General features: G+C 43.5%; 27 protein-coding genes, 1 tRNA gene, 1 other RNA gene and 1 pseudogene. 20 read left to right on the forward strand and 10 right to left on the reverse strand.

Translation table 11 applies throughout. The features are described from left to right. Positions 1-298: 298 nt before the first annotated feature. On the reverse strand, positions 299-1066 hold the full coding sequence (locus HMPREF0083_RS01665) for a hypothetical protein (RefSeq protein WP_040301138.1): 768 nt from the start codon (positions 1064-1066) through the stop codon (positions 299-301). 208 nt (positions 1067-1274) lie between these two features. On the opposite strand from HMPREF0083_RS01665, the gene HMPREF0083_RS01670 reads away from it, so the two are divergent. The 3 genes from HMPREF0083_RS01670 (at position 1275) to HMPREF0083_RS01685 (ending at position 4964) form a co-directional block, all read left to right on the forward strand. Further along, positions 1275-2051, forward strand: a complete 777-nt coding sequence (locus HMPREF0083_RS01670; protein ID WP_040301178.1) for a class I SAM-dependent methyltransferase — start codon at positions 1275-1277, stop codon at positions 2049-2051. A gap of 167 nt (positions 2052-2218) precedes the next feature. Next, positions 2219-3145 carry a DMT family transporter gene (locus tag HMPREF0083_RS01675; RefSeq protein ID WP_040301139.1) on the forward strand — a complete coding sequence of 309 codons (927 nt, stop codon included), beginning with the start codon at positions 2219-2221 and terminating at the stop codon, positions 3143-3145. Positions 3146-3692: 547 nt separating this feature from the next. Further along, entirely contained in the window at positions 3693-4964 is a 1272-nt protein-coding gene (locus tag HMPREF0083_RS01685; protein WP_021619207.1) for an ATP-binding protein, read from the forward strand. A 144-nt stretch (positions 4965-5108) separates the two neighbouring features. Here the strand turns inward: HMPREF0083_RS01685 and HMPREF0083_RS01690 are convergent, their stop codons facing one another. Next, complete coding sequence (locus tag HMPREF0083_RS01690) at positions 5109-5363, reverse strand: DUF1507 family protein (protein ID WP_021619208.1); 255 nt, start codon at positions 5361-5363, stop codon at positions 5109-5111. A gap of 111 nt (positions 5364-5474) precedes the next feature. Then, the gene (locus tag HMPREF0083_RS01695; protein WP_021619209.1) at positions 5475-6059 is read right to left on the reverse strand and encodes a pyridoxamine 5'-phosphate oxidase family protein; all 585 of its coding nucleotides are present in this window, start codon (positions 6057-6059) and stop codon (positions 5475-5477) included. A 102-nt stretch (positions 6060-6161) separates the two neighbouring features. Here HMPREF0083_RS01695 and HMPREF0083_RS01700 point away from each other — a divergent pair, with 102 nt between their 5' ends. From HMPREF0083_RS01700 to HMPREF0083_RS01720, 5 genes and pseudogenes are all read left to right on the forward strand, one after another. Next, complete coding sequence (locus HMPREF0083_RS01700; protein WP_040301140.1) at positions 6162-7598, forward strand: aminotransferase-like domain-containing protein; 1437 nt, start codon at positions 6162-6164, stop codon at positions 7596-7598. Between the two features lie 126 nt (positions 7599-7724). Then, positions 7725-8159: a Dps family protein gene (locus HMPREF0083_RS01705; protein WP_021619211.1), complete on the forward strand. Its 435-nt coding sequence runs from the start codon at positions 7725-7727 to the stop codon at positions 8157-8159. Positions 8160-8314: 155 nt separating this feature from the next. Then, complete coding sequence (locus HMPREF0083_RS01710) at positions 8315-8677, forward strand: (2Fe-2S) ferredoxin domain-containing protein (RefSeq protein ID WP_040301142.1); 363 nt, start codon at positions 8315-8317, stop codon at positions 8675-8677. A 456-nt stretch (positions 8678-9133) separates the two neighbouring features. Further along, positions 9134-11065 carry a heavy metal translocating P-type ATPase gene (locus tag HMPREF0083_RS01715; RefSeq protein ID WP_021619214.1) on the forward strand — a complete coding sequence of 644 codons (1932 nt, stop codon included), beginning with the start codon at positions 9134-9136 and terminating at the stop codon, positions 11063-11065. Positions 11066-11340: 275 nt separating this feature from the next. After that, a pseudogene (locus HMPREF0083_RS01720) lies at positions 11341-12562 on the forward strand (GTP-binding protein). Positions 12563-12627: 65 nt separating this feature from the next. On the opposite strand, the gene HMPREF0083_RS01725 reads toward HMPREF0083_RS01720, so the two are convergent. Then, a complete protein-coding gene (locus tag HMPREF0083_RS01725; protein ID WP_040301143.1) occupies positions 12628-13227 on the reverse strand; it encodes a DedA family protein in 600 nt (199 codons plus the stop codon). Between the two features lie 148 nt (positions 13228-13375). On the opposite strand from HMPREF0083_RS01725, the gene HMPREF0083_RS01730 reads away from it, so the two are divergent. The 3 genes from HMPREF0083_RS01730 to ssrS all read left to right on the forward strand — a co-directional run bounded on the left by HMPREF0083_RS01730 (position 13376) and on the right by ssrS (position 14545). Continuing rightward, positions 13376-13894 (forward strand): ferritin, encoded by a 519-nt coding sequence (locus tag HMPREF0083_RS01730; RefSeq protein WP_040301144.1) that lies wholly within the window; start codon positions 13376-13378, stop codon positions 13892-13894. Between the two features lie 82 nt (positions 13895-13976). After that, entirely contained in the window at positions 13977-14180 is a 204-nt protein-coding gene (locus HMPREF0083_RS01735; RefSeq protein ID WP_040301145.1) for a hypothetical protein, read from the forward strand. A gap of 185 nt (positions 14181-14365) precedes the next feature. Continuing rightward, positions 14366-14545, forward strand: a non-coding RNA gene (ssrS, locus tag HMPREF0083_RS26885) — 6S RNA. A gap of 122 nt (positions 14546-14667) precedes the next feature. Here the strand turns inward: ssrS and HMPREF0083_RS26890 are convergent. The 3 genes from HMPREF0083_RS26890 to HMPREF0083_RS01745 all read right to left on the reverse strand — a co-directional run bounded on the left by HMPREF0083_RS26890 (position 14668) and on the right by HMPREF0083_RS01745 (position 16285). Next, positions 14668-14802, reverse strand: a complete 135-nt coding sequence (locus tag HMPREF0083_RS26890) for a YqzM family protein (RefSeq protein WP_021619221.1) — start codon at positions 14800-14802, stop codon at positions 14668-14670. Between the two features lie 108 nt (positions 14803-14910). Next, complete coding sequence (locus HMPREF0083_RS01740; RefSeq protein WP_021619222.1) at positions 14911-15426, reverse strand: TlpA family protein disulfide reductase; 516 nt, start codon at positions 15424-15426, stop codon at positions 14911-14913. 94 nt (positions 15427-15520) lie between these two features. Then, on the reverse strand, positions 15521-16285 hold the full coding sequence (locus HMPREF0083_RS01745; protein WP_021619223.1) for a glycerophosphodiester phosphodiesterase: 765 nt from the start codon (positions 16283-16285) through the stop codon (positions 15521-15523). A gap of 76 nt (positions 16286-16361) precedes the next feature. Here HMPREF0083_RS01745 and HMPREF0083_RS01750 point away from each other — a divergent pair. Both HMPREF0083_RS01750 and HMPREF0083_RS01755 read left to right on the forward strand, forming a co-directional pair. Then, a tRNA-Gln gene (locus HMPREF0083_RS01750) sits at positions 16362-16436 on the forward strand. 170 nt (positions 16437-16606) lie between these two features. After that, positions 16607-17338 (forward strand): class I SAM-dependent methyltransferase, encoded by a 732-nt coding sequence (locus tag HMPREF0083_RS01755; RefSeq protein WP_040301147.1) that lies wholly within the window; start codon positions 16607-16609, stop codon positions 17336-17338. A gap of 83 nt (positions 17339-17421) precedes the next feature. Here the strand turns inward: HMPREF0083_RS01755 and HMPREF0083_RS29645 are convergent, their stop codons facing one another. Beyond that, on the reverse strand, positions 17422-17556 hold the full coding sequence (locus HMPREF0083_RS29645; RefSeq protein ID WP_021619225.1) for a hypothetical protein: 135 nt from the start codon (positions 17554-17556) through the stop codon (positions 17422-17424). Positions 17557-17802: 246 nt separating this feature from the next. Between HMPREF0083_RS29645 and HMPREF0083_RS01760 the strand changes: the two genes are divergently transcribed. Continuing rightward, positions 17803-18111: a winged helix-turn-helix transcriptional regulator gene (locus HMPREF0083_RS01760; protein ID WP_040301148.1), complete on the forward strand. Its 309-nt coding sequence runs from the start codon at positions 17803-17805 to the stop codon at positions 18109-18111. 91 nt (positions 18112-18202) lie between these two features. Here HMPREF0083_RS01760 and HMPREF0083_RS01765 read toward each other — a convergent pair whose 3' ends face one another. Next, the gene (locus tag HMPREF0083_RS01765) at positions 18203-18412 is read right to left on the reverse strand and encodes an alpha/beta-type small acid-soluble spore protein (RefSeq protein ID WP_021619227.1); all 210 of its coding nucleotides are present in this window, start codon (positions 18410-18412) and stop codon (positions 18203-18205) included. Positions 18413-18541: 129 nt separating this feature from the next. Here HMPREF0083_RS01765 and HMPREF0083_RS01770 point away from each other — a divergent pair, with 129 nt between their 5' ends. The 6 genes from HMPREF0083_RS01770 (at position 18542) to HMPREF0083_RS01795 (ending at position 25231) form a co-directional block, all read left to right on the forward strand. Beyond that, positions 18542-18787, forward strand: a complete 246-nt coding sequence (locus HMPREF0083_RS01770; protein WP_021619228.1) for a hypothetical protein — start codon at positions 18542-18544, stop codon at positions 18785-18787. A gap of 15 nt (positions 18788-18802) precedes the next feature. After that, the gene (locus HMPREF0083_RS01775) at positions 18803-19246 is read left to right on the forward strand and encodes a hypothetical protein (protein ID WP_021619229.1); all 444 of its coding nucleotides are present in this window, start codon (positions 18803-18805) and stop codon (positions 19244-19246) included. A gap of 141 nt (positions 19247-19387) precedes the next feature. Further along, positions 19388-20113: a polyphosphate kinase 2 family protein gene (locus HMPREF0083_RS01780; RefSeq protein WP_021619230.1), complete on the forward strand. Its 726-nt coding sequence runs from the start codon at positions 19388-19390 to the stop codon at positions 20111-20113. 101 nt (positions 20114-20214) lie between these two features. Then, positions 20215-24006, forward strand: coding sequence for a dynamin family protein (locus HMPREF0083_RS01785; protein WP_245191300.1), 3792 nt, complete (start codon positions 20215-20217; stop codon positions 24004-24006). A 234-nt stretch (positions 24007-24240) separates the two neighbouring features. Next, positions 24241-24666, forward strand: a complete 426-nt coding sequence (locus HMPREF0083_RS01790) for a YugN family protein (RefSeq protein WP_021619232.1) — start codon at positions 24241-24243, stop codon at positions 24664-24666. Between the two features lie 88 nt (positions 24667-24754). Beyond that, entirely contained in the window at positions 24755-25231 is a 477-nt protein-coding gene (locus tag HMPREF0083_RS01795; RefSeq protein ID WP_021619233.1) for a FixH family protein, read from the forward strand. Between the two features lie 146 nt (positions 25232-25377). Here the strand turns inward: HMPREF0083_RS01795 and HMPREF0083_RS01800 are convergent, their stop codons facing one another. Beyond that, on the reverse strand, positions 25378-25617 hold the full coding sequence (locus HMPREF0083_RS01800; protein WP_040301149.1) for a hypothetical protein: 240 nt from the start codon (positions 25615-25617) through the stop codon (positions 25378-25380). Positions 25618-25797: the final 180 nt, after the last annotated feature.

Genomic DNA, 25797 nt, shown 5'->3' on the forward strand with positions numbered 1-25797 from the left:
CTGGATCATACTGGATAATCAACACCCTTGTTATATTTTATTGAAATAAAGATAAGGAAAAACGGCGACGTTCCTTATTACTACGGATACGAATGATCATATTTGGCTTTTTCATTTATTGCATCGACAAGTCTGCGATACGCATCGTATATTTCCTGTTCGGTTGCGTTTTTGTTGGCGACGACAGCCTCAGCATGTGCAATAGCTTCGGCGAAAGTGTCATGTAGTGCATACGGATATTGGTAAGGATTTTCCTTTATCTCTTCCCATTCGAATGTGGCAATACGAAGTTGAGTAATTAATTTCCACTTATCGGCGGGCAGTGCGTGTTGGCTGGCATAGAAATCAATCCGAGCAGAAACGTCCCGCTTCCTGTTTGCTGTGTGTTTATGAGTGTCGGAAGCTTCCTATCTTTAAGAACAAAGGACGCATAGCTTATTGCAAATGTCGGATTTTTGCGCAAGTCATGAATTCCCGCAGTTATAAGTGCTGCCTCTTCGAGCGGCTGATTTTGATCGAAGCCGACACGTAATACACGGGAGGATGCCTGAGCAAGATGCTGTATGGGGATGATTTTACCCCGGCTGGTTACTTCCAGAAGAACATCTTTATCAAGCCATGCCTGACGCAGGGCATTGAAGTCAAAAGGACGGGAAAACGTAATGTATATGTCGCTTGCTCGATCAGAAGCTGCTTTTGTGATTTTATTGATGGATTGTCGGCTACGTATTTCCTGTATCGGCTGGTCAATCCTCTGATTGAGGATGGTTCGCCATTCGCTGCCTCCGCTTCCCAGTATCAGCGCAAAATCACGAAGCAGGGGAGTAGCCTGTAGCCGGGAAATCCCTTTCTTCTCCGCTGCGGAGAAGAAAGATGATAATTCTTTCAATGAAGTCAGTGAAATTAACTTCTCAGGCTGTACTTCTTTTTCTTCAGAGGGAATTTCCTTTTTATCCGGCTCAGAAGCAATAGGGGCGGTGAGTGCGTGTACAGAAGCGGGTATGACCATTACACAAAAAAGTAAAGTAAGAGAAAGACGACGTAAGAGAGAAGAGAAACAATACATACAATCCTCCTTAAAAAACATTGCTTGCTTATATTGTAAAAAGAATGAAAAGATTGAAAATGGTTCATTCTCACTCTCTTTGCAATTGAAATGGATACAAAAGATACAGCAAGGAGGAAGGAAAAGTTGTCGTATAAAGCGTTACCTGTGCGTATATTTGGATAAAAAAGGATTATAACAATAGAAGCATAAAGGAAGGGGAGCTATGATGCATCAAGATGATAAGAGCAAGGAAATGGTGAAACGGCAGTTTGCACAACACGCGGATAAGTACGTAGCCAGTGAATCACATGCAAAAGGAAACGATCTGGCTTTATTAGTAGCGTGGTTGCAGCCGCATTCGGCATGGGTAGCGCTTGATGTAGCGACAGGGGGAGGACATGTGGCAAAGACGCTGGCTCCACATGTTGCGCATGTATTCGCCACCGATTTGACACCCCGAATGTTGATGCGAGCAGCAGAGCATTTACGGCCAGAATGCCCAAATATCTGGTATATGGTAGCGGATGCTGAAGCGTTGCCATTCCTGGATAGGACATTTGATGCGGTAACGTGCCGTATTGCTCCTCACCATTTTCCCCGACCAGAGGAGTTTATCCGTGAGGTGGCACGTGTATTAAAGCCAGGTGGAAGGTTTTTGCTGATTGATAATGTATCGCCTGAGGATAAACAGCTAGGTTTATTTATAAATAAAATAGAAAAAACAAGAGATGAGAGCCATATCCGCTGTTTAACGATAGAAGAGTGGAGAACGCTTTTTGCAGCGGCTGGTTTAACGGAGCGGAGGGGGGCATTACGAAGAAAAACGTACGATTTTCCAGTATGGGTGGCGCGTATGGCACGCGATACAAAGCAGATTGAAGCTGTTGAAAAGTTATTGATAGAAGCTGTGGACGAAGTGAAGCAATATTTCGCAGTGAAAATACAAAATGAAAAAGTTATATCTCTACAAGTTGATGAATGGATGGTTTTATTGGAAAAATAGTATAGCAATAAAGAGCGCTTGAAAGATGCAGGCGCTTTTTTTGTGGAGCGTGAGGCATAAAAAGATAAACTGATCGGCAATGTTGGCGCGTGTTTTTCATTGGTATGGTATACTTTTTGCTTATATTATAAAGGATAATAATTTAACAAACATTGAGGAGAGATATTGTGTCGGCGAAAAGAAAGATGTTTCTGGCTAATGCTGCGCTGCTCGGCGTAGCGATTTCATGGGGCTATACATTTGTCCTGACGAAAGATTTGCTGGAGGAGATACCGCCGTTTTATTTTCTTGGCACCCGCTTCCTGCTTGCGGCCCTACTTCTTCTGCCATTCGTGTGGGGAAGTCTGAAGCGAACCGGTTGGCAAGTGTGGAAGATGGGAATTGGCTGCGGCATAGCGCTCTGGGCAGCCTTTATGCTTCAGGTTATTGGAATTGATTTAACGACGCCTGGAAAAGCAGGAGTAATTACAGGCACGATGGTGATGATAGTTCCATTTTTATACTTTGCTTGGGCGCGTATCCCGATGCAGCCAGGACCAGTGCTTGGAAGTCTTTGTGCATTTAGTGGACTTATTCTTCTTTCATGGGATGGAGGATGGTCAGGGATTAATATCGGGGACGTAGTCACATTTGTTGGCGCCATTTTTTTTGCGGTCCATATGGTTATGGTAGATCGTTCATATAATCGTAATGTTACATTTGACGCACTTGTATTCGTCATGATTCAATTGCTAGTAGTAGGCATAATTGATACCGGTATAGCTGCTTTTATCGAACCGTTTCCGCATTTGGGAAGCATTTCGCCCTACGGATGGTTTGCATACGGTTTCGACTTACTCTTTGGAACGCTTTTGGCCTATATTGTACAGGTAAAAGCACAGAAGTATTCCCCACCGACACATGTTAGTCTATTGCTTGCCTTCGAACCTGTATTTGCATTTGTTTTTTCTTGGTTGTTATGGGGAGAGGCGGTTAGCGCTGCTATCATTACAGGTGTGTTTCTAATTTTATCCGGAGTTTTTGTGACGGAGGGCTTTGATATGCTACGTGCGAAAAGCAAATCTCCTGCTCCTGAGCTTAAACGTTCTTCTTAATGTAATGAGCAGTAAGACCCTAATACGTATAACGCATCATCAGCCTAGGATGAAAAAAGCCTAAGCTGATAGAAGCTTTACTTTATATGAACCAAAGGCCGGCCTTTTTAAAAGTCGGCCTTTGGTGTATTTTTCGATTGTTTTTAGCTGCATATGGATGCTATTGATATCGCTTACTTGAGAAAGATGATATAAAATGGAGAAAATTAGGCTATGAATTTCCGCATACGCTATTCTGTTTCGCATAGTGTTAGCAACCTACTGTCTGATGGTTGATTTATCCCGAAAAGGAGATGATTGCATGGTCTATGTACTCAATCAGGATATAAACCACTTACGTTAACATAATGGTTATGGGGTGATGCGATTGAGATAACAGAAGTTTGGAAAAATTGCATAAGGCAAAGTATATCGACATTCGCCAGGTGGGGAGAGCATTCGAAAGGTATATGTTCCCCTTTAACCAAAGGATGAAGTAAAACACGAGGAAAAGATTAACGATAAATGTAGGAATTAAAGTCGGCGGAAGTATGGGGAGGAGAAGGCTTTGTTAGGGATTGAAAGACTTTTGCTGAACATCTTATTTATCATTTTACCAATTTTCCTATTTCAAATTTTCTTTGCAGAAAAATTGTTTAAAGCACAGAAGATATGGTCCACCATTATCGTTGGATTGTTTGCTTCCGCCACCATTATTTTGTGCATGACGTTTCCATTTACGTTTCTGCCCGGATATATATACGATATGCGGACGATCCCGCTCATCATTGCCACACTGTATTGCGGATATAAAACGGGAATCGGCACGCTGGCAGTATTGCTTTTATATCGCTACTACATAGGCGGAGAAGGATTCTACACGACTCTTTATACATATCCTATAATTACAATGGTCGCTCTTGCCTATGTACCACGCTTTTGGTGTGCTGCCAGGGAAAAACGGGAGACAATAGCTATTTGGTTGGCTATTTTTTCTGCCTCGCTTGTTCTCTTTATGACATTACTCCTGTTGTCTGAAGAGAATAAGATAGAGTTTAAATTCGTACAGTTTGCCTTTGAATATTCGTTGATTCAATTAGGGGGGATATGGATAGCTGTCTATCTGATTGAAAATATGCGTAAAAGTATAATGATGCAGCAGGAAATTCAACGGGCAGAGAAGCTATATGCAATGGGCGAACTGGCAGCATCGGTCGCTCACGAAATACGTAATCCGCTCACTGTTGTGCGAGGGTTTCTTCAATTGTTTGGCCGCCAGCAGATTTCTGTAGAGAAACAAGGAGACTATATCGACATTATGCTAAAAGAAATGAACAGGGCGGAAGAAATTATTAGCGATTATTTAACATTTGCCCGCCCGCATATCGAGATTCGGGAACGTATCGAAGCAGGCGAGCAAATTAAGCAGGTAGCAGGAGTTATGACTTCGTATGCACTGCTGAAAAATGTAGAGATTTATACCGAGACAGAGGAACATTTATTTCTTGAACTGAATCGATCAAAGTTCTCCCAGTGCATGATTAACATTATGAAAAACGGTGTGGAAGCGATGCCAGAGGGCGGGACTCTTACTGTACGCGCTGCTCGTCAGGATAATAAAATCGTTATCCAAATTATCGATACAGGAAAAGGAATGAGCAAGGAAGAAATAAAGCGGTTGGGTAATCCTTTCTACTCGACTAAAGAAAAAGGGACGGGCCTGGGGCTTATGGTATGCTATCGAATCATTGAGGCATGGGGAGGAAAAGTGGAGGTGCAAAGCGAAAAGGGGAAGGGAACTCATTTCTCGATTATTCTTCCAGCCGTATCTGATGAATAAAAAAACTTGTGGGCCTTGTCGAGCATGTTTTTCAAATAGTACTTTTTTATCCATAAAAAAGAAGAGGGACCACCAAAGACAGTCTCTCTTCTTTTTCCTTTATATAAAGACAGGAAGCACGGTGTATCCGGCTTCCTGTTCTTCTTATTTTCCGATTTTGGCGGATACCCGCTTTTCCAATCCATCCAGAATTTCCTTGCCTTCTTCTTTGTTCAGCAAGTCGAGACGAATCAGAAAATCTACGACACGAGAGAGACCGAACATCTGTGTATCAAGTACTTCTTCATATAAGGGGCACTTCGGCATTGTTAGGTTTGTCCGCTGTACCTCGATTAGATGTTCAATCTTATTGGCTTCCGCCCGTAACAGTTGCATGGTTTGTTCTTTCAAAGCATCCATTCAAATAGCCACCTTCTCCTTGTCCATCCTCGCAATGCTAGAAGGAAGTCTTTTTTTATACGTTATCTTGAGTATAGCAAAAATGGAGAAGAAATGTAGCCTTTCATGCGTTTATTCAAGTTTTCGGTCATCCTGAATGGTACGTCCTGGATAAAACATTTGCCCGGGATGGACGGGGTTGATTTTTCCAGTTATCCGTAGCGGCGTAATCCGGTATACGGATGTAGGGCTGCCAAGGCTGGAACGGTATTTATCCACATGTGATGAAGCAAGGGTGCTTGAGTAGTATCCGGGTACATATTTGCCCAGCATGGCTTGAAGCGCCTCTGTAGCTTCTTTAAGCAATTCGACTTTCTCTGGATAGCCGAATACCATTACGCTTCGATAGGCAGTGCTTGTGTGGGCTGGAATGGGGTGAGCGATGGTTCCCCAATCTTCTACTGCTGTAAAACAGACAGGTGCTTCTTGCTGGGCCAGAGCGTCCGTCTTCCGACCCTCACTGCTCCCATGAAAGTAAAGACTTCCATTATGCCAAACAAAATTAAGCGGTACAACATACATGCCTTCATTATCTTGCAGACCTAGATATCCGGTACGTACTGTTCTTAGGCATGTTTCTATTTCTGTCTGCGAGGTTAATTCGTTGACCGTCCGTCGGATTGGGCGTGTATTCTGATTTTTGATTTGTTCTGTCATTTTTCTTCCTCCCTTGTATTGTATGTATATAATTGTTCTGCTAGTCTGAAGGAGCAGAACAATTGGGCAAAATTTTTAGAATTATACTGAAGGGAGAATAGGATGTCAATTCCTTTTTTACATATACAAAGAGCAAGCCGGATGCCTTTATCCGAGCAAATAGAGACACAAATTATACGCGCGATTCGAACCCGACGCATGAAAGCAGGACAGGCTCTGCCGACGGTGCGCCGACTGGCGGCTTCGCTTGGGGTCAGCATAGAGACGATTCAAAAAGCATACAGCGCCTTAAAAAAGGAAGGGTGGATTGAGAGTCGGCCGCGCTATGGTACAACGGTCAGCCATACGCTTCCAGATTCTCTTCTTATGCTATCACCGAAACGAGAGGAAGAGAGGGAACCTTTTCTGGCAAGGATCAAAGAGTATAAGAAGGCAGATGGCCTTATTCCTGTATCCGGTATTTCACTGCCTCCGACAGATGGGGAATTTATGCGCGCATTCCGTCAGGCCGGAGAGGAGGCGGTTGAAGGAATGTTTGCTGCAGGAAATCCAGACCCATTCGGTCTGCTTTCGCTTCGCAGTCGAATTCAGGGGTTGTTGGCTGCACGGGGATGTTGGACGGACATAGAGGACATATGTATGGTGAATGGTACACAGCAGGCGCTCTGGCTTCTGGCGGATCAGATATGCAAGCCGGGTGATGCAGTGGCCGTACCTGCAATGTGCTATTTGCCGGCAAGAGATGTGTTTTGCGATCGGGGGTTACGCGTAATATCCATCCCGTTAGGCAGTGAAGGAATGGATATAGACACTTTGGAAAAGATATGTGAGAAGGAGAAAATTACAGCCTTATATGCAATGCCGAATGCTCATTATCCGACAGGAGCCTCCTGGTCTATGTCAACAAAACAAGCAGTGCTTGCATTAGCCGAACGGTTTGGATTTTCCATTATTGAAGACGAATACTTTGGTGAATTATATTATACGCCGTATCCGCCTTCTACATTGTATGGGATGGCAAGGGAGAAAGGAGAAGTGTCTGTTTTCTATATGAGCTCATTTAGTACCATTGTACATCCAAATCTACGGCTGGGTTATATGGTGCTTCCTCGGACATACAGAGAGAGGTTGCAACAGGCAAAATATTTGCTTGATGGAACGACGGCAGTACTAAGCCAGCAGCTTTTTCTCCATGTATGGGATCGTGTGAATTTTCCTGTTTATATGGAACGCAAGCGGGAGGAGCTCAGACAGGCGCGCAATGCGGCGATGGACAGCTTACACCGTCGTCTGCCTGCGGAATACATGTTTCATACACCAGATATGGGGGTATGTACATGGGTGTATGCACCGCAAAATTTCGATAGCCTTCGTTTTTTCGATTCATGCCTCAAACGCGGTGTGTATGTCCTTCCTGGGGCTGCATTTGCTGTAGAGGACCCCATTCCGGGATTTCAAGTGAAATTCGGATCGGTAGCACCGGCGGTGTTGGATGAAGGACTGCAATGTATTGCTGAAGTCCTGTTGTTTAATTGGTAATTCTTCGGTTTTTTTTCTGCAAATTTGCTTGACTTATACAGATAGAAGAGTATAATAAAGGTATATTAATTATAATAATTATAAATAAATAATAAATACAAATTAAAACTAACAGGAGGACGTAAAATGAAAAACATTGCTGAAGTATTGAATCAACAAATCGCAAACTGGACTGTGCTGTATACAAAACTGCACAACTACCATTGGTATGTGAAAGGCAGCCAATTCTTCACGTTACATGCAAAATTCGAGGAATTCTATAACGAAGCAGCGCTTCATATTGATGAATTGGCCGAAAGACTGCTGGCCTTGAAAGGTGCGCCGGTTGCGACAATGCGTGAATCTCTGGAACTGGCTTCCGTGAAAGAAGCAAGCAATAAGGAAGATGCACGCGAGATGGTACAAGCACTCATAAATGACTTTGAACAAATTAATAAAGAATTAAAAGAAGGTATGGAGTTGGCTGAGAAGGAAAATGATGAAGTAACGGGTGATATGCTGTTGGCGATTCATTCTTCGCTAGAGAAGCACATCTGGATGCTTACTTCCTTTCTCGGATAATTGCTACAAAAAAGCGAAGCGCAAAGCTTCGCTTTTTTGATGGATAAGAATATTGACGGATAAGTCATACAATTATAGAATGTAAAGCGTAACAATTATTATTTATTTAGATGAAGAAAGGCTACGCCATGAATAAAAGGCGAGGAGTGAGTTGAATGGCAACGTGGGATTTATCCGGCACACGGCATCATGTGTTTATTTGCAACGGAGGAAGCTGCATGAAGCATGGTGGAGAAGCGGTTACGCAGACTATTCGAAAAGCGATTGCTGAAAAAGGTGCAGACTCACTCATTCATACGACACGGACACGCTGTAACGGTCGGTGTGAGGATGCTTGTGTAGTGATCGCGTATCCGCAGGGAATATGGTATCGTGGAGTAACGCCGGAAGCATGTGCGGATATTATAGCGCATCTGCTGGATGAAGAAGAGGTACGGTCCCCGCAAGTAAGCTATACATATAATTGCACTGAAGGGTTAGTTTTTTCTGAAGAAGTGGCGACAGGAACAAAAAAGTAAACAAAAAACGCTCCGGTATGGTATGTTTTCCGGAGCGTTTTTATATGCTGATGCATTCCTTGTACATTTTTATCTATGCTCCTTGGTTCCTGCATTTGCAAACGAAAACAGCAGGAATGGGGAGGAAATTAGCAGGATGATAAATAAAATTACTTCAATCATATATATATCCATAATTCTCTCCACCTCTTAATTGAAAATAATTATTATATTCAATTATAAAGACAGCAATCGATATCGTCAATAAAAGTTCGTCTATTTTTATATTCTGCTTTTCAAGAGAAAAAAATTAGATTATAATAATTATAAAATAGTTGCTTTAATACAAAAAAATTAGACTTAAGCAAAAAATGAAAATCATTCTTAATTAGAAACGGGTATGCTGCTGTCCAAAGGGACAGCAGCATTCGTGCTTTCTGCTACAAAATTGAGATTTATTATCAGGGGTGAACACGAATGGGCGAAATGAAAACAACATGCACGCAAACGGTATCGGTAAAGCCGGATTTGAAGCAGGCAGAATGGAAGCAGGCGTTGCAGCGGCATGGCGAGAGCATTGCGGCCATAGGATGCGGTGTATTGACGTTTGGTGCATGGCTGCTGCAAGGTAGCGGAACGGCCTGGACTTTGGTTTTGTATGTACTTGCATATTGCATTGGAGGATATGTAAAGGCGAAAGAGGGCATCGTGACACTGTATAAAGAGAGGGAACTGGATGTTAATTTGCTCATGCTGCTTGCAGCGGGCGGAGCAGCCGGTATTGGGTACTGGTTTGAAGGTGCGATCCTCATTTTTATTTTCTCGTTGAGCGGGGCATTGGAGAATTACACAATGAAACGCAGCAGTAAAGATATCGCATCATTAATGGATATAAAGCCGGAGACTGCCTTGCTGTATAAGGGCGGGAAGGAGAGTCAGGTCAAGATTGAAGAATTGAACATAGGGGATTTCATCATTGTGAAGCCGGGTGAGCGTATTCCAGCAGATGGTATCGTCCGTGAAGGTGTATCATCCGTCAATCAGGCATCCATTACCGGTGAGTCGATTCCTGTGGAAAAGGAAGTGGAGGATTCAGTATTTGCCGGAACCTTGAATGGAGAAGGCGCTCTTATAATCGAAGTAACGAGTGAGAGCGAATCAAGCTTATTCTCAAAAATTATCCGCCTCGTTCAGGAAGCTCAAAGCGAGATGCCCCCTACGCAGCAATTCATCGAGCGCTTTGAAGGAACTTATGCCAAGACGGTAATTGGAATTACGGTGCTTTTAATGACAGTACCGCATTATGCTCTTGGCTGGACCTGGTCTGAGACGCTGTACCGGGCTATGGTATTTCTTGTTGTCGCTTCACCTTGTGCGCTCGTTGCTTCTATTATGCCAGCGATGTTATCTGCCATATCCAACAGTGCACGTAAAGGTGTGCTGTTTAAAGGTGGGGCGCATCTGGAGAATTTGGCTGGTATTCGTGCGATTGCGTTCGATAAAACAGGCACGCTAACAGCAGGGCGACCGGAGATTACCGATGTTGTATCATTACAGGATTATAGCGAAGAGCAACTGTTATGGATTGCTGGATCGATTGAAAGTTTATCCGAGCATCCGATTGGTAGGGCCATAACGGAAAAAGCGGAAGCTTGCGGGAGACCGTTGCTTCGGCCGAAACAATTGACGGCAGTAACCGGATTTGGTGTTATGGCGGAATTCGAGAATGAAACATGGAAGATCGGAAAAGAAGCGTTTGTGGATGAGCGGGGCAGGCACGAAATGTTAGCGGAGTTAACCAAGCGTTTGGAGATGGAAGGAAAGACGGTCATCTTCATTCAGAACGACAGGGGAATTGCGGGCGTATTGGCAGTACAGGATACGCTGCGTCCTGAGGCGAAAGCGGCAATAGCCCAATTAAAAAAATTAGGGATTACGATTGTTATGCTAACGGGAGATAAGCGCTCAACAGCAGAGGCAATTGCTAATGAAGCTGGGGTGGATGAAGTGTATGCTGAACTCCTGCCGCAAGAGAAGGTTGAAAGCGTCAAAGCACTCAGAGAGCGGTACGGTAAAGTGGCGATGATAGGAGACGGGGTTAACGACGCTCCTGCTTTGGCAACTGCATCGGTTGGTATTGCGATGGGCAACGCAGGCAGTGATGCCGCACTAGAGACGGCAGATTTAGTGCTGATGAACGACGATTTGGGAAAAATTCCGACAGCGATTCGGTTAGGGAAAAAAACAGGGCAAATCATTAAGCAGAATATTGTCTTTTCGCTTGGCGTTATTTTGCTGCTCATTCTATCTAATTTTGCGCAGTCCTTGAGTTTGCCGCTTGGCGTTATCGGACACGAAGGCAGTACCATTCTCGTTATTTTGAACGGACTTCGTTTATTGAAATCATGATGAATGGAGCTAGAGATGTTAAAAGGAGGCTAACCGTTTTTTACCGGTGCCTCCTTTTTGTTTTTTCCTGGCTATGCGTGTGAAAGAATGGGTAACAAAAAGAGGCGAATATGAATGTTCCTGCTCTTGGTCATTGCTTCCAATGCGTTTTTAAAATATAAATTGTAATTATTATTTTTTATAAATTGCTTATTAATTAAAGATTGACGATTAAATGGAGTTCTTATATTATTTAAAACGTAATAATTATTATTTGTGGTAAAGGGGAACTGAAAATGAACCAGGGGAAAATTCCTGTTACGGTATTGAGCGGATATCTGGGTGCTGGAAAAACAACTTTATTAAATCATATATTGAACAACCGCGAAGGATTAAAGGTAGCAGTAATTGTGAATGACATGAGCGAGGTAAACATTGATGCGGAATTAATTGAGAAAGGTACATCGCTATCACGGACAGAAGAGAGGCTGGTGGAAATATCAAATGGCTGTATTTGTTGCACGTTGCGAGAGGATTTGATACAGGAAATTGAGCGGCTGGCCACTGAAGGGAAATATGATTATATTTTGATCGAATCCACTGGTATTGGTGAACCGATACCGGTAGCACAGACATTTACATATCAGGATGAAGAAAGCGGAATCGACATAACGAAGTATTGTCGCCTGGATACAATGGTAACGGTAGTAGATGCCTACCGCTTCTGGAAGGATTTCTCTTCAGGTGAGAGTCTTCTGGAACGTGAGCAGGCAGTAGGTGATGACGATAGACGCGAAGTTGTAGACTTGCTGATTGATCAGATTGAATTTTGTGATGTGCTTATTTTGAATAAGTGCGATATGGTGTCGGAGGAAGAACTGGAACAGTTAGAAGGTGTACTGCGCAAGCTCCAACCTTCAGCTCGCTTTATTCGCGCATCTCACGGACAAGTGGCTCCGAAGGAGATATTGAATACTCGGTTATTCGATTTTGATAAAGCATCTCAAGCAGCTGGCTGGATTCAGGAATTGGAGCAGGAGGAACATGCGCCGGTATACGAATGAGGAATATGGTATTTCCTCATTCGTATACCGGCGCAACCGCCCGTTTCATCCAGAACGGTTAGCTACCTGGCTTGCTGATTGGCCAGCGGAAGTCATACGCGCTAAAGGCTTTATGTGGCTGGCAACCCGCAATGAAATGGCGGTTAGTGTAAGCCAAGCAGGACCGTCCATTCAGCTTGGGGCAGCCGGATATTGGATAGCGGCTATGCCAGAAGAAGAAAGGCAGCTTTATTTGGAAGAAGATCCGGAATGGGCGGCGACCTGGGACCCAAAATGGGGTGACCGGATGACGGAAATCGTGTTAATTGGGATAGGGATAAACAAGAATGAAATTGAAAAGACGCTGGATCGATGTCTGCTGACTGCAGAAGAAGAGGAGGCCGACTGGAGCTTATTCGCAGATCCGTTGCCTGTATGGGAAGAGGCGGAAGGCATACAGGAGCAGAGCGTATAGAGTGATGTAGTAGCACCCTGTGATGTGAGCAGGGTGCTTTTTTATGTTTTTCACAAGAGGAAAATTCAAGAAGCAGGCTTACCGCGAAAACGTATTGCTAACCAAAGGATAAGGCCAGCGATTAGGAGAATACTAAGTGCCAACAACCCGTAGTCATGCACAGCGACGCCGATTCGATCAATGTACCGACCAAATATGCGTCCGATAAGGAAGAAAAAAAGCGTCCAGACGAAGCCAACTGTGTAGGAAAACAGCGCATATCTTGCAAATGACATGCGTCCTATGCCAACCAGATACGGTACAAGATGGCGCACAATTGGAAACGCATAGCTAAGACATAACGAATACGAGCCGTATTTGTTAATCAAATCATATGATTTTGTTAAGTATTTATCCACGTTTTTCTTTTTCTTAAGTTTATTTAGTACTGGCGGACCCATTACTCGTCCAAGCCCATATCCGATAGATAAACCGGATATGACACCCATATACGTAATGAGAAACGCCAGAACAGGATCGAGCAGATGAAGCGAGGTTACGAAGCCGCCGGTCATGACTACGACTTCATCCGGAATTGGCATGCCGACAATGCCTAGCCATAGGCAAAAAAAGAGCGCGGCGTAACCGTACTGCTCTATAAACGTAACTAACGTATCAACATCCATTACTATCCTCCAATTCATTCAGTTTCTCCCCAATTATAAGCACTTTGGCTGAAGATTGAAAGGTTGTTGATAAATTGCACGCAGGCGTTGCAGAATGACCAGTATGTGGTACGATAGAATGAGTTTTGGGAGGAAAGAGGTAAAAGCTATGATGAGTGAGAATTTAGTTGCAGAGATGAACAAACAGATTAATTTTGAGTTTTATTCCTCTAATTTTTATTTGGCGATGGCAGCCTATTGCGCAGCGGAGGATTTGGACGGTTTTGCTAACTTTTTTACTGTTCAAGCGCAAGAAGAAAATTTTCACGCGATGAAAATTTTTCATTTTTTAAATGCTACTGGTAATCGAGTACTTATTGAAGGGCTAGAAGCGCCACAAAATGAATTTACTTCGGTCGAAGATGTATTTCGCGCGGCATATGAACATGAGCAATTAGTAACAAAACGGATATATTATCTGGCAGATATGGCTGCGCAGGAGCGCGAGCATGCGACCAGCAGCTTTTTAAATTGGTTCATTGATGAACAAATTGAAGAGGAAGCGACCTTCAGCAGCATTCTAAAAAAATTAGAGCGAATTGGCGCTGACGGAAATGCATTATACATGCTTGATGACGAACTAGGCAAGCGCACTTTCGAGCCACAGGACGCTACCACATTTAAATAAATTTGAACAAATTGTGATAATCTCTGCAAGATGTGGGTAATAATTAATTATTACTACATTTTTACAAAGGGGTTTTCACACAATGAATTGGATTGCAAAGCAGTGGCATCATGCCTGGGCCAGTTATTATGCATCCAAGGTTGAGAGCCTGGATAAAACTACAGAAGATACGTATAATGCAGATTTACGCACTTATCATTCGAAAAAATTTGTTACTCATTATGAGGCGTTATATGGAAGCGAACGTCAGGAACAAAGCAATGAAAAATCGATGCGTACATTTTAAGCTCACTGAAGATATGCCAAGCAAGGAGTCTGCTATGTAATTGCAGCAGGCTCCCTTGTCACCAAGCGGATAAACGAGTATAATAATGTATACAGCAAGAACATAGCGCTTAACAAAGGGAGTACAAACTCCCTCTTGCAAAAATCGAGCCAATTATGTATGATAATAATCAATAAAGCAAAACATATTGCCTGCGATGTACGATTCATTTTTTTGTTTCGAACCTTACGAAGAAAAAGGGAGTCTAAAATTAGGCTATGGACGCTATGCTCGCCAAGACGGGACAGCGGAAGTGGCTTTGCGGACACCCACCTGCGAGAGCGGGTTTTGAAACATAAGGGTGAAACGGCATAGGCGGGGTTTCATAATGAACTAACCAGGACGCTTTTGTATTTTATGCAAGTGTTCTTTTTATTTATAACGAATAAAAAATGCTGTGCATGTAAAAACTCTCATCATTCGATGAGAGTTTTTTGTGTCAGAGGAATTACTTCACAAAATACTCGACAATCATCATACCGATAAAGATAACCATTAAAATGCCGAACGAAAAGCCAAATCCGAGAGAAGAATCGACTACATCATTTTGGTTTTTGTCTAAATTCAGGTTTGGATTTGTCATTGTTCAATCACCTCCATTTTTTCATCATATCATAGGAGGCAGGCCGTCGCCTACGAAGGTAAGGGGCAAACAAGTGACAAATTTGCTAGTTTTTCTTAACATAAAGAATCAGGAGTCAATTAAACTCTGCACTTTACGCTCCAATTGTTCCGGGGAAAGCAAGCCATTTGCAATAAACACAATCTTTCCGCTCTTATCGACAAAAATGTTGGTAGGAAAACCTAAAACCTGATACATTTCTGTCACCTCTCCCGTTCGATCGAACAGAATAGGGAATTTTATATCGAAGAAGTGAACAAATTTTTTTGCGTTCTCTTCTTTATCATTTACTGTCACATTCACGGCCAGTATTTCGAATTTTTCGCCATATTTATTATACAAGCGGTTAAGATCCGGTGTTTCTGCCCGGCAAGGACCACACCAGGACGCCCAGAAATTAATGAGCACGGGTTTTTTAACTTCAGAGAGACGGTGTTCATTTCCATCCATCCCGATTAGAGCAAAATCCGGGGCATAGGAGCCGACTTCTGCTTTTTCTTCTTTTTTGATTAAGATTCCATTCGTATAGAGCGTGTAGCCTATAAGAGCAAGAACGATGGCGAGCGCCAAAAAGGCTTTTTTCATGTTTTTCACCTGCTTTGTTTGTTATGCGACATGTCTTAGTTTATTATAGTTTGTTATGCACGGGAAGAGGATGCACCTGTTTGTTCAATAAATATCATGGACGCTTCCGCTTTTGTTTGCGTTCCGGAGTGCCATGGAGCAATCGGTAGGCGAGTGCAGGCCGGGGAGTGATAATTCCATCTGTTCCTAAGTCGATCATCTTCTTAATCTCGGCGAGCGTATTGACCTGGTAAGGAACAACTTTTAAACCCTGTTCACCGCAGGATAACAGTAATTCCTCGGTAATCTCCTGGATGGGCGGATGAATGTATGTACATGCGTATTCTTTAGCATATTTCCATGGCTCTTTAAGCCGGCCGAAATAAAGAAACGCAATGTCAGATGCGCATCCGTTCTTGTGCAAAAGCTCCAGGCTGAACGGATTGAAGGTCGAGATTGTGACCTGTTTTTCCATGTTATGAAGACGGATTAACTCAACCACCTTCTTCTCTAGCCCGTTTCGCATGGCGAAAAAATTTTTAAGCTCAATGTTTATCATGATATTTTTGCCGGTGAACTGTTTAAATACCTGCTCCAATGTCGGTATGCGGACCCCCGCAAATGTCGTATGTTTCCAGATGCCAAAGTCCATCGTCCGCAGTTGCTTAAGCGTGTAATCGCTGATTTTTCCCCGTCGTCCAGTAATACGTTGTAAAGTCCAATCATGAAATACGACAATCTGTTCATCGCGGGTTAACTGTACATCAAGTTCAATACCGTTTGCTCCGTCCTTTATTGCACGGGTAAAAGCGGGCAGCGTATTCTCAGGGAAGCGAATAGAGGAGCCGCGGTGCGCATAAATAAGAAACATATTATTCATATACCAAGCAGCCTCGCTTATTTTTTATGATATGTTTGTATAAACTATGCAGAAAAAGCCATACTAATGATAACGTTGGACAGTAGCCAAGCGGTAAGGCACCGGACTTTGACTCCGTTATACGAAGGTTCGATCCCTTCCTGTCCAGCCATTTTTGTATCTTCATAATGATGTATTATTGATTATAAAGGGGCTAGGATCTCAGATGAGACCTAGTCTTTTAGGCGTATAGGCATTATTTTTTTGAAAACACATTAGAAAATATACACTCGCAGCCAGACGGGGTTATACTTAAATTATATGGAACGGAGGGAAAAAATAATGGATGTTTCATGGTTCGTAAAGTCATTTCAGGAGGATTATTCCACACTTTACCAGCATCGGGATGAAGAGTCAGCACGAAAAGAAATTGATGGGCTCCTCCAAAAGCTGCCGTTGCCAAAGACGGGGCGGGTGCTTGATTTCTGTTGCGGCGACGGTAGACACACACGCGCATTAGCGCGACATGGCTACGAAGTGGTCGGCTTTGATTTGTCTGAGTATTTGTTAGAGCAAGCGCATCAAAAAACAAAAGATAAAAACATCACATACTACAGATATGATATGCGTGAAATCCCGTTTGACAGTGAATTCGATATAGTATTTAATCTGTTTACCAGTTTTGGTTATTTCCCGGACGATGCGGAAAACGAAAAGGTCCTGCACAGAATGGCGCAGGCGCTCCGTCCAGATGGTCATTTTGTGATTGATTATTTGAATCCGTTGTACATTGAAGAGCACCTTGTACCGGAGTCGAGTCGTGAAGTTGAGAATAAGCACATTGTTGAGCGCCGTAAAATTGAAAATGGCTTTGTTGTGAAAGAAATTAACATTACAGAAAACGACCAGACGCGCCAGTTCTGGGAAAGGGTGCGGCTGTACAGTCTTGAAGAGATGAAAGCAATGCTCTCCCGTGCTGGTATGGAAGTCGAAAGCGTGTATGGTGATTATGATTTCCGTGCGTATTCCAAAGAAGGTAAACGAATGATCATTTATGGTCACTGTCGTAAATGAAGGGAGAATAGCGCATGCTCTCCGGCTAGAGGAACGTTTAAAATAATAAAAATAAAAAACGAGGCCATAGCGCCTCGTTTTCTTTAAAATTTACCTAAATTCGAAATTTCACCACTGATTTCAACTAGTGCTTGCAGCGCTTCGACAGATTGAAACGCGAAAATCGGGAGAGCGACGATATAGAGTAAACCTTCACCAATCATGTTCATAATGCTCATCGCAATCACTCCTCTGTAAATTTTTATATAATTATGAATTTGAAGTATAGTTAATGATAAACTATTAATATTATAATTACAATGTTAAAAATGTAATTTTCAAGTATAAATATGGCTGCAAATTTTGCAATACTACTGTATATTCAAAAATAAAATATGGGAAACTTATGTGAGCATGAAGAAAAATTAATCCTTTTATTTGTATCGTTACTTATTCGTGATAGAATAGAAATGGAGGTGTGTGTCGTGGATTACAGCAGAATGTGTCCTAAGTACGAGTCTGCTATTGAGCTTTTGGGCAAGAAATGGTCAGGATTAATTATTCGTGTGCTGCTAGGCGGCCCAAGACGCTTCAAAGATATTAAAGCGCAAATTCCGGAAATGAGCGATAGAATGCTGACGGAGCGAATTAAAGAATTCGAAGAAGCTGGTATCTTAAACCGTAAAGTATATCCAGAGACGCCAGTGCGTATTGAATATGAACTTACGGATAAAGGGCGGGCCCTGGAGCGGGTTATTGAGTCCATTCAGCATTGGGGCGAGACATGGATGTAGGGAAAGGCCAGACGGAAGCCAGACCGCTAAACGATCTGGCTTGTTTTTCATCCAGGAATATTGATGTATGTGTGTACGTAAGAGGGGAGATTTAGAAGCGGCCGCCAAGCTGTTGCTCAGCCATTTGCACCAAACGCTTGGTAATTTCGCCACCAACCGAACCATTTTGGCGGGAAGTCGTATCCGGTCCCAGCTGTACGCCAAATTCGGAAGCGATTTCATACTTCATTTGGTCAAGCGCTTGTTGTGCACCGGGCACTACCAGATTGTTAGTGTTGGAGTTGCGTTGGTTTTGAGCCATGGTTTGTTCATCTCCTTACGAGAGTTTGTATTATCAAGGATAGTTATCCTTGTAAGTATATTGTCACAAAATATTCATCATCTTAAACATGGTAAATTATAGGATTTGAAGCGGTGAGGGAGGAGCCAGATGGTCATACAACTGGTATTATATTTTGGGGGACTTGTAACGTTTGCTGTATCACTTGTCACTTATTTCGCTACTAAGCGGGCATGGCCAGCGCCTGTTGTGCTAATGCCGATGTTCGCTTTTGTATCGTATTATTCGACAAACAAGCAAATGATTTTATGGATTGGGGCTGGGTTTTCGCTGCTGGCATATCTTGTTGCACTTACTATTAAAGTTCTGATAAAAAGAGAGAAGCAGCAGGGATGAAGAAAGGAGAACTAGATGAAACAGATTACATGCCCTTATTGCGGAAAACAGGTGACTGGAAATCATCGCTATGAGGTAAAGTGTTACCATTGCGGAAATTATAGCTATCTAACCAAAGGGCTGCCGGCCGAGCAGGAAAAAAAGGAGCTTAGTGAAGCAGCTCATGAATATGCATATGCGTATGTACCGCAGCATGTTCGGGAGTATGCTGATAAGTATGGTCTGGCTCAGTCCGGCCCAACGACGCTTCGCTGGTTCCGTGATCACGAGGAAGAAGCGTACAGAACAATTGTCCAGTTCCTCGATGAGAAATTGGACGAAGAAGTACTGAGCAAGCTGCATAAAGAACATAACAGAACAATGCCATTTGTATTGTTTGCACTTGATTATCTCCATTTTCCATTGCAGCGTGCTTCGTTGGAATGGGAAGCAGATCAGACGGGCAGCAGTGAATTTTAAGTATAAATGAGATGTCCAAGCTCTTATTTGCGTATGCCGATAGGAGCTTTTCTTATAAGCTGAGGAGTTGTCAAGCAGGATTTTCCTCCGGTATCGTACAATTGTAAATCAAGGAAAAGAAAAAGGAGAGAGAGTAGAGGAATGGGTAAACTAAATCAAGTGAACGTAAATCATAAATTTGACACAAAAAAAGAGTACAAAGAAGAGCTGAAAAAATATCAACTGGAGCTTTTGCGCTTGCAGCAACAGTTTTATCAGAAAGGTATTCCGCTTATTCTTGTGTTTGAAGGCTGGGATGCAGGTGGTAAGGGGGGGGCTATTCGCCGCCTTACGGAGAAAATTGACCCACGTGGATTCCAGGTTCATGCTATTAGTGCTCCGAATGTAATCGAAGCGAAGTACCATTATTTGTGGCGTTTCTGGAACAAGCTCCCTGCTAAAGGCCAAATCGGCATTTTTGATCGCTCCTGGTATGGACGTGTGCTGGTGGAGCGAGTGGAAAAGTTGGCAACTGAAGAGGAATGGAAGCGTGCCTACCGCGAGATTAATGAGTTCGAAAAAGTGCTCGCTGATGACGGAGCAGTCATTGTAAAGTTTTGGTTACATATATCTAAACAGGAACAACTTGAACGGTTCGAGGAACGAAAAAACAATCCGTTTAAAAATTGGAAATTGACAGAAGAGGATTGGCGCAACCGTGAGAAGTGGGATGATTATGAGCAGGCGGTTGATGAAATGCTGGAGAAAACCGATAAACCTCATGCTTCATGGCATGTTATCGGGGGCAATTATAAGTGGCATGCTCGTGTGGCAGTGCTGAAAACAATTGTTAAAACGATGGAAGCCCACCTGTGTACTGAAAAATAAATATTACAACAGTTGCACGAACAATACGGGGATGGTAGATTAATGACATAAAATGTACACAAAATATGTGTAGACAAATAAGAGAAACAGCGGTGAGTGGAATGATTGAAACAATAGAACGCCTATCACAGGCTCAGGAGGAGCGGGGCCAGGTACCCGCCGAAGTGCTGTATTATAGGGTTAAGAAGCTAAAGGAAGGCTTTGCTGCCGCAGGAGATGAGAAAAACGCCAAAAAAGCGGAGCAGTTGCTCGAAAAATTATACAAGAAAGAATTTACTGTTGCTTTTTGCGGTCATTTCTCTGCAGGAAAGTCAAGCATGATTAATGCGTTAATGGGTGCTCAAGTATTGCCGTCAAGCCCGATTCCGACAAGTGCCAATGTTGTGAGCATTAAAACAGGAAAAAAATCAGCCCGTATTTTTTTGAAACATAGTGCGCCTGTCGATTTTCCGGCGAATTATGATGTAAGCGAGCTTAAGAAATATGCAGTAAACGGAGATGAAGTAGAAACAATTGAATTATATCATCCATCCAATCTGCTTGGAGAAACAGTAAGCATTATGGATACACCGGGTATTGATTCTACTGATGATGCACACAAAGTATCAACCGAGTCGTCCCTGCATCTATCCGACGCTGTATTGTATGTAATGGACTATAACCATGTCCAGTCTGAAGTGAATTTCCAATTTACCAAGACGTTGAAAGACCGGGGAGTGCCGGTATATCTGGTCATTAATCAGGTTGATAAACATGTGGACTTCGAGCTGAGTTTTGAGCAATATCGTGCAAGCGTAATTGATGCTTTCCGACATTGGGATATCGAACCGGACGGTATTTACTTTACATCTTTAAAAGATGCAAACCATCCGGAGAACGAATGGTCTAAGTTGTTGGCAAAGCTGGGACAATTGTTCAAAGAGAAGGAAACGTTGATCATTCCGAGCATCATGCGGGCTGCTATGTATTTGATCGGTGAGCATCGCAGATTTCTGCATGATGCACATGCGATACAGCGTGAGCCGCTTGAGCGTTTGCTGGAGCAGAAGGCAGAAGAGGAGAATGTGCAAGAGAAATATGCGATGCTTGAGCACCGCCTCGCTTCTTTGTTTGAACCGGCTGATAAGCTTGAAGAAGAAGGAAAGCAAGAACTACAGAACATTTTGGATAATGCACCACTTATTCCTTTTTCGACGCGCGAATTGGCCCGACTATTTTTAGAGAGCCGTCAGCCCGGTTTCAAGGTCGGCTTTTTGTTTGCAGGTGGCAAAACAAAGGAAGAGAAAGCGAAGCGATTAAAAGATCTGTATATCGAGTTGTCCGAGAATGCATCTGCCCATCTTGAATGGCATATTAAAAGTCTTTTACGTACGCTTCCGGAGAAGTATGGTTACGATGATAGCGAGTATGAAAAGAAAGTTATGGAGTTTGCTGTACCTTTTTCCGAAGAAGTGCTGGAAAATGAAGTGAAGGCGGGCGCACTGACAGGCGGGGAAGCGATTCTGAATTATTCCAAAGACATCGCAAATAGCGTGAAGAGTTTGTATCGCCGTGCTGCTCTGGAGATGATTGAGAACGCCTCGCGGAAGATGCGTGAACAGGCCGAGACGAAGGCGGTAAATATTCGGCAGGAGTTGGATGCCGTACGCGTCTTGAAGGAGGCGGAAGACGGACTTCTGGCATTGGACAATCAGGAAGCGCTGGCTGAGGAGCGCCTTTCTGATATGGTCATACAAGGTGTTCCGGAGGAAGATCAGGCTGAACCACTTCCAGCATACGAGCAGCAAGTAGCTGAACAGGTGGTTGCACCGACAACCTCCCCTGACGGCACGAAAGCTCGGAATCCGGTTAGTTTAACGAACGTGCGGGAAGAAAAACCGGCAGATGAAGCTACAACGTATTCTTCATCGATTAAAAAAGATTATAAATCGCATATGCTTGAAACGGCAGATGTGTTAAGGCAAACTTCACAGCGTGTTCATGATATTCCAGGACTCGCGGGTATCGCGCGTGCCATGGAGCAGCGTGCCGAACGATTGGAGAAAAATCGCTTTACTGTTGCTCTATTCGGTGCGTTTAGTGCGGGAAAATCATCGTTTGCTAATGCGCTGATGGGTGATTTAATTCTGCCGGTATCACCGAATCCGACCACTGCCGCAATCAATAAAATTCTCCCACCTGATGAGCACAATCCACATGCCAGTGTTCGTGTGCGTTTGAAAACGCATCAGGATGTTACGAACGATGTTCTTCATTCGTTGGAAGTATTCGATGTTCATGCGGATACGATCGAACAGGCGATTGAGAAAACATCGACGCTTGATGCGGGCGACATACATCCGACAGCGAAGCCGCATTATAGCTTCCTGCGTGCCGTGCAGCGGGGGTATGGAGAGATTGAATACCAGCTCGGTCAGGATATCATCATCGGACTGCAGGAATTCCAGGAATTCGTTGCTCAGGAGCATAAAGCATGCTTCGTGGAGTGGATCGAGTTGTATTATGATTGTCCGCTCACCCGTCAGGGAATTATTCTGGTAGATACACCAGGAGCTGATTCCATTAATGCCCGTCATACAGGCGTGGCCTTTGAATACATCAAGAATGCAGATGCCGTATTGTTTGTTACTTATTATAATCATGCGTTTTCACATGCGGATCGGGAGTTTCTTATCCAGTTGGGACGTGTAAAAGACACGTTCGCTATGGATAAGATGTTCTTCTTGGTCAATGCCGCAGACCTTGCTCATTCACAGGAAGAGCTGGATGGCGTCGTAGAACATGTTGTGCAGAATCTTGCTACCTGTGGCATTGTGCGTCCGCGTATTTATCCTGTATCAAGCCAAACTGCGCTTCTGGCAAGAATGGGCGAGCGGGGCAAGCTAAGTGAATCAGCGACGGGTGTTCTCCGCAAGCGGCTTGGCATAGTCGAGGGCGAAGCACTTCCTTCGGTGGAAGAGGCGTTACGTTTCTCGGGATTACAGCGTTTTGAGGAAGAGTTTATTTCTTTTACATTGGAAGAATTAACACAAATTGCACTTAATGAAGCGTTTGCGGAAGTGCGACGGGTTCTGAAGACGATAGATGACTTCATCGCTGCGGCACGCCAGGATGTGAGCCTGCGAGAGCAAAAGCTGCGCGAAGCAAAAGAGCGTCGGGAAAGTGCGTTGCAGACGGTACAAGAGCTGGATGCAGCGGCCGATATTCAGGCGGTGGAAAAAGAGATTCAAGAACTTGTTTATTATGTTAAGCAGCGAGTGATGCTTCGTTTCAGTGAAGCATTTCGCTATTCATTTAATCCGGCTTCTATTCAGAGTGATGGTCGTAATATGCAAAAAGCATTGCAGCTTTCTTTAGATGAGCTCTCACGTTTCCTAGCATTCGATCTTGCGCAGGAGATGAGGGCCACTGCGCTCCGTATCGAGAAGTTCATGGCAGGTGCGGGAGTGAAGCTGATAGAGAAGCTGACGGGACGCGTGCATGTCGAACACTTCGAATTAAGGGCCTGGGAGCAGCCGACATACGATACACCGGACTTTGCTGCTGTTTTCCCTGAGGGAACAACCAATGACCTTAAAAGCTCGCTTAGCTTGTTTAAAAATCCGAAGCAATTCTTTGAGCAGGGTGGACAGGAAAAGATGAAGGAATCACTTGAACAGAAGTATCAGGTTCCGGTACAGGCTTATTTAGACAGAAGCGGGCAAGTGCTGCACGAGTACTATGTTCCCGCATTTGAACAAGAGGTCGAGGTGGCTCGTCAAAGGGCGATGACAGAAGTGGATGAGCATTTTGCTGGACTTATTGCTGCACTTGACATGAAAATTGATGTGGAAAGTCTAATTGTCCGCAAGCAAGAGGTCGAGGCTATGCTAAGTGTGGTAATGGACAAATAAATGTAAAATATAAGCAAACTTATCTCTCGCCACCCTATGTTTTTTTTACTATAATAAAGTAAAACTTCCACTAGCGGAGGTTCGTCACCCCTGCTAGTGGTTCGTTGCACTTATTGGGGTTTTAGGGGCAATTATTCCCCATGTAGTACACTTGAATTGAGGGTCTTACTGCCCGTTGGACCCGGATAATATGGAAGGAATACAGGGCAAAATAATAGGGTGGGTGAATATCGGATGAAAATTATCGAAACGAATCTTATAGGACAGGAATTCTCTTTCGATCTGGTAGACACGGTGCTGCATGATATCGGTTTCAACCGTGGTGAGATGTTTGAATACGATTGGGCTGCATACGATTATCCGCTGTTAACATCAAAACTGGAAGATTTTGTGTTCCTCCGTATTTTTACTCGGGCTACATCCGGTGAAATCGAACGCAGCAATTGTACGGTACAAGTGACTGATCTCATGATTACGGGTGCCAAGTACCTTGAAGGACTTGACTTCAGTAAAGAAATCGAGAAACGGTACGTAGACCGCTCCCGTGAAATCTTAAAAGAAGTGGCACAACGTTTGAAGCTTGATAGTATCGAAGTTGGCATCCGTGATGCCAGCACAGCGGATTGTGAAGTACGCAGTGGTGTTCGTCCTGTATTCTAGCCTGTGTAAAAGGTAAGAAAAGTCTCCGAGCGGTTTTTGGCGGAGGCTTTTCTTGTGTTGACAACATAATGAAAAAAGGGTGGGGAACATGAAAAAAAAACTAACGTTGTCCGTCGTGCTTTTGCTTGCCATATTTATGCTTGCTGCCTGTAGTTCAGGCAAAGGACAGGAAGGACAGAATGACGGAAAAGATACATCAGGCATGAACGTGGCTTTTAAGGCGCCAGAAAGAGTGGAAGCAGGCCAAAAGCTGGAGTATAGCGTTACGATAGAAAAAGATGGACAGCCAGTACGCGATGCAAATGTAATCGTTCATCTTGAGATGGCGGAGATGGATCATGGCGAGAATGGATTTCGCGGCAAAATGGAATCTCCTGGTATATATAAAGGACAGGCTGTATTACCTATGGGTGGCGATTGGATTGCATATGTAAATGTGAAGGCAAATGGAGTGGAAACGACACGCCAGTTTGCCTTTAAGGCTGAAGGTGATATGATGCTTCCGGAAGAATTGAAGAAAGCGGGATTAAATGAGGATGGTTCCATACAAAATCCAGATTTTTAATAAAGCGAAGCTTAAATCAGTGAGTTTTTTCTCCTTTTCCCCCTGATTGTCGGTTAAGCGTGGGATAAAGGTTTTCAAGGGTGTTGACTCTTCCGCCTTCAGAAGAACCAACACCCTTGGTGTCTATTTACGAGTGCCCTGTTTTCTCAAATTTTTTGGGAATTGTATACGTATTCATAGGCCGGCATATCGTCATAAGGTTTATTCGTCCACGAATCTTTCGGGTCAGGACCATCCAAGCGCCTGAATTCTTTAATGTCCCCTGATGCTTCTATCGCTTGTGATACTTGGTGTTTTGGGGTATGCGACAGGGACGCAAACGAGTGCAGACTTGTTGAATAGCTTACACATGTCTCAATGATTTCATCCCAATTGGCGAAGCTCACCCAGGTCATTCTCCCTTCATGTAAAATTCATTTTCCAATAACCGTTAGCCATTGTACGACGAGTAGTGTGTTGCCAGCCCTCCTTTCTGAATCTTTTGCCTTATTATAAGTAAAGAAAAATAAAAGAACAATACGTGTTTTTCTCATATAATATAAAAAGGACGGGAGGCCCGTCCTTTT

This window comes from Aneurinibacillus aneurinilyticus ATCC 12856, from assembly GCF_000466385.1.
Taxonomy (GTDB): Bacteria; Bacillota; Bacilli; order Aneurinibacillales; family Aneurinibacillaceae; genus Aneurinibacillus; species Aneurinibacillus aneurinilyticus.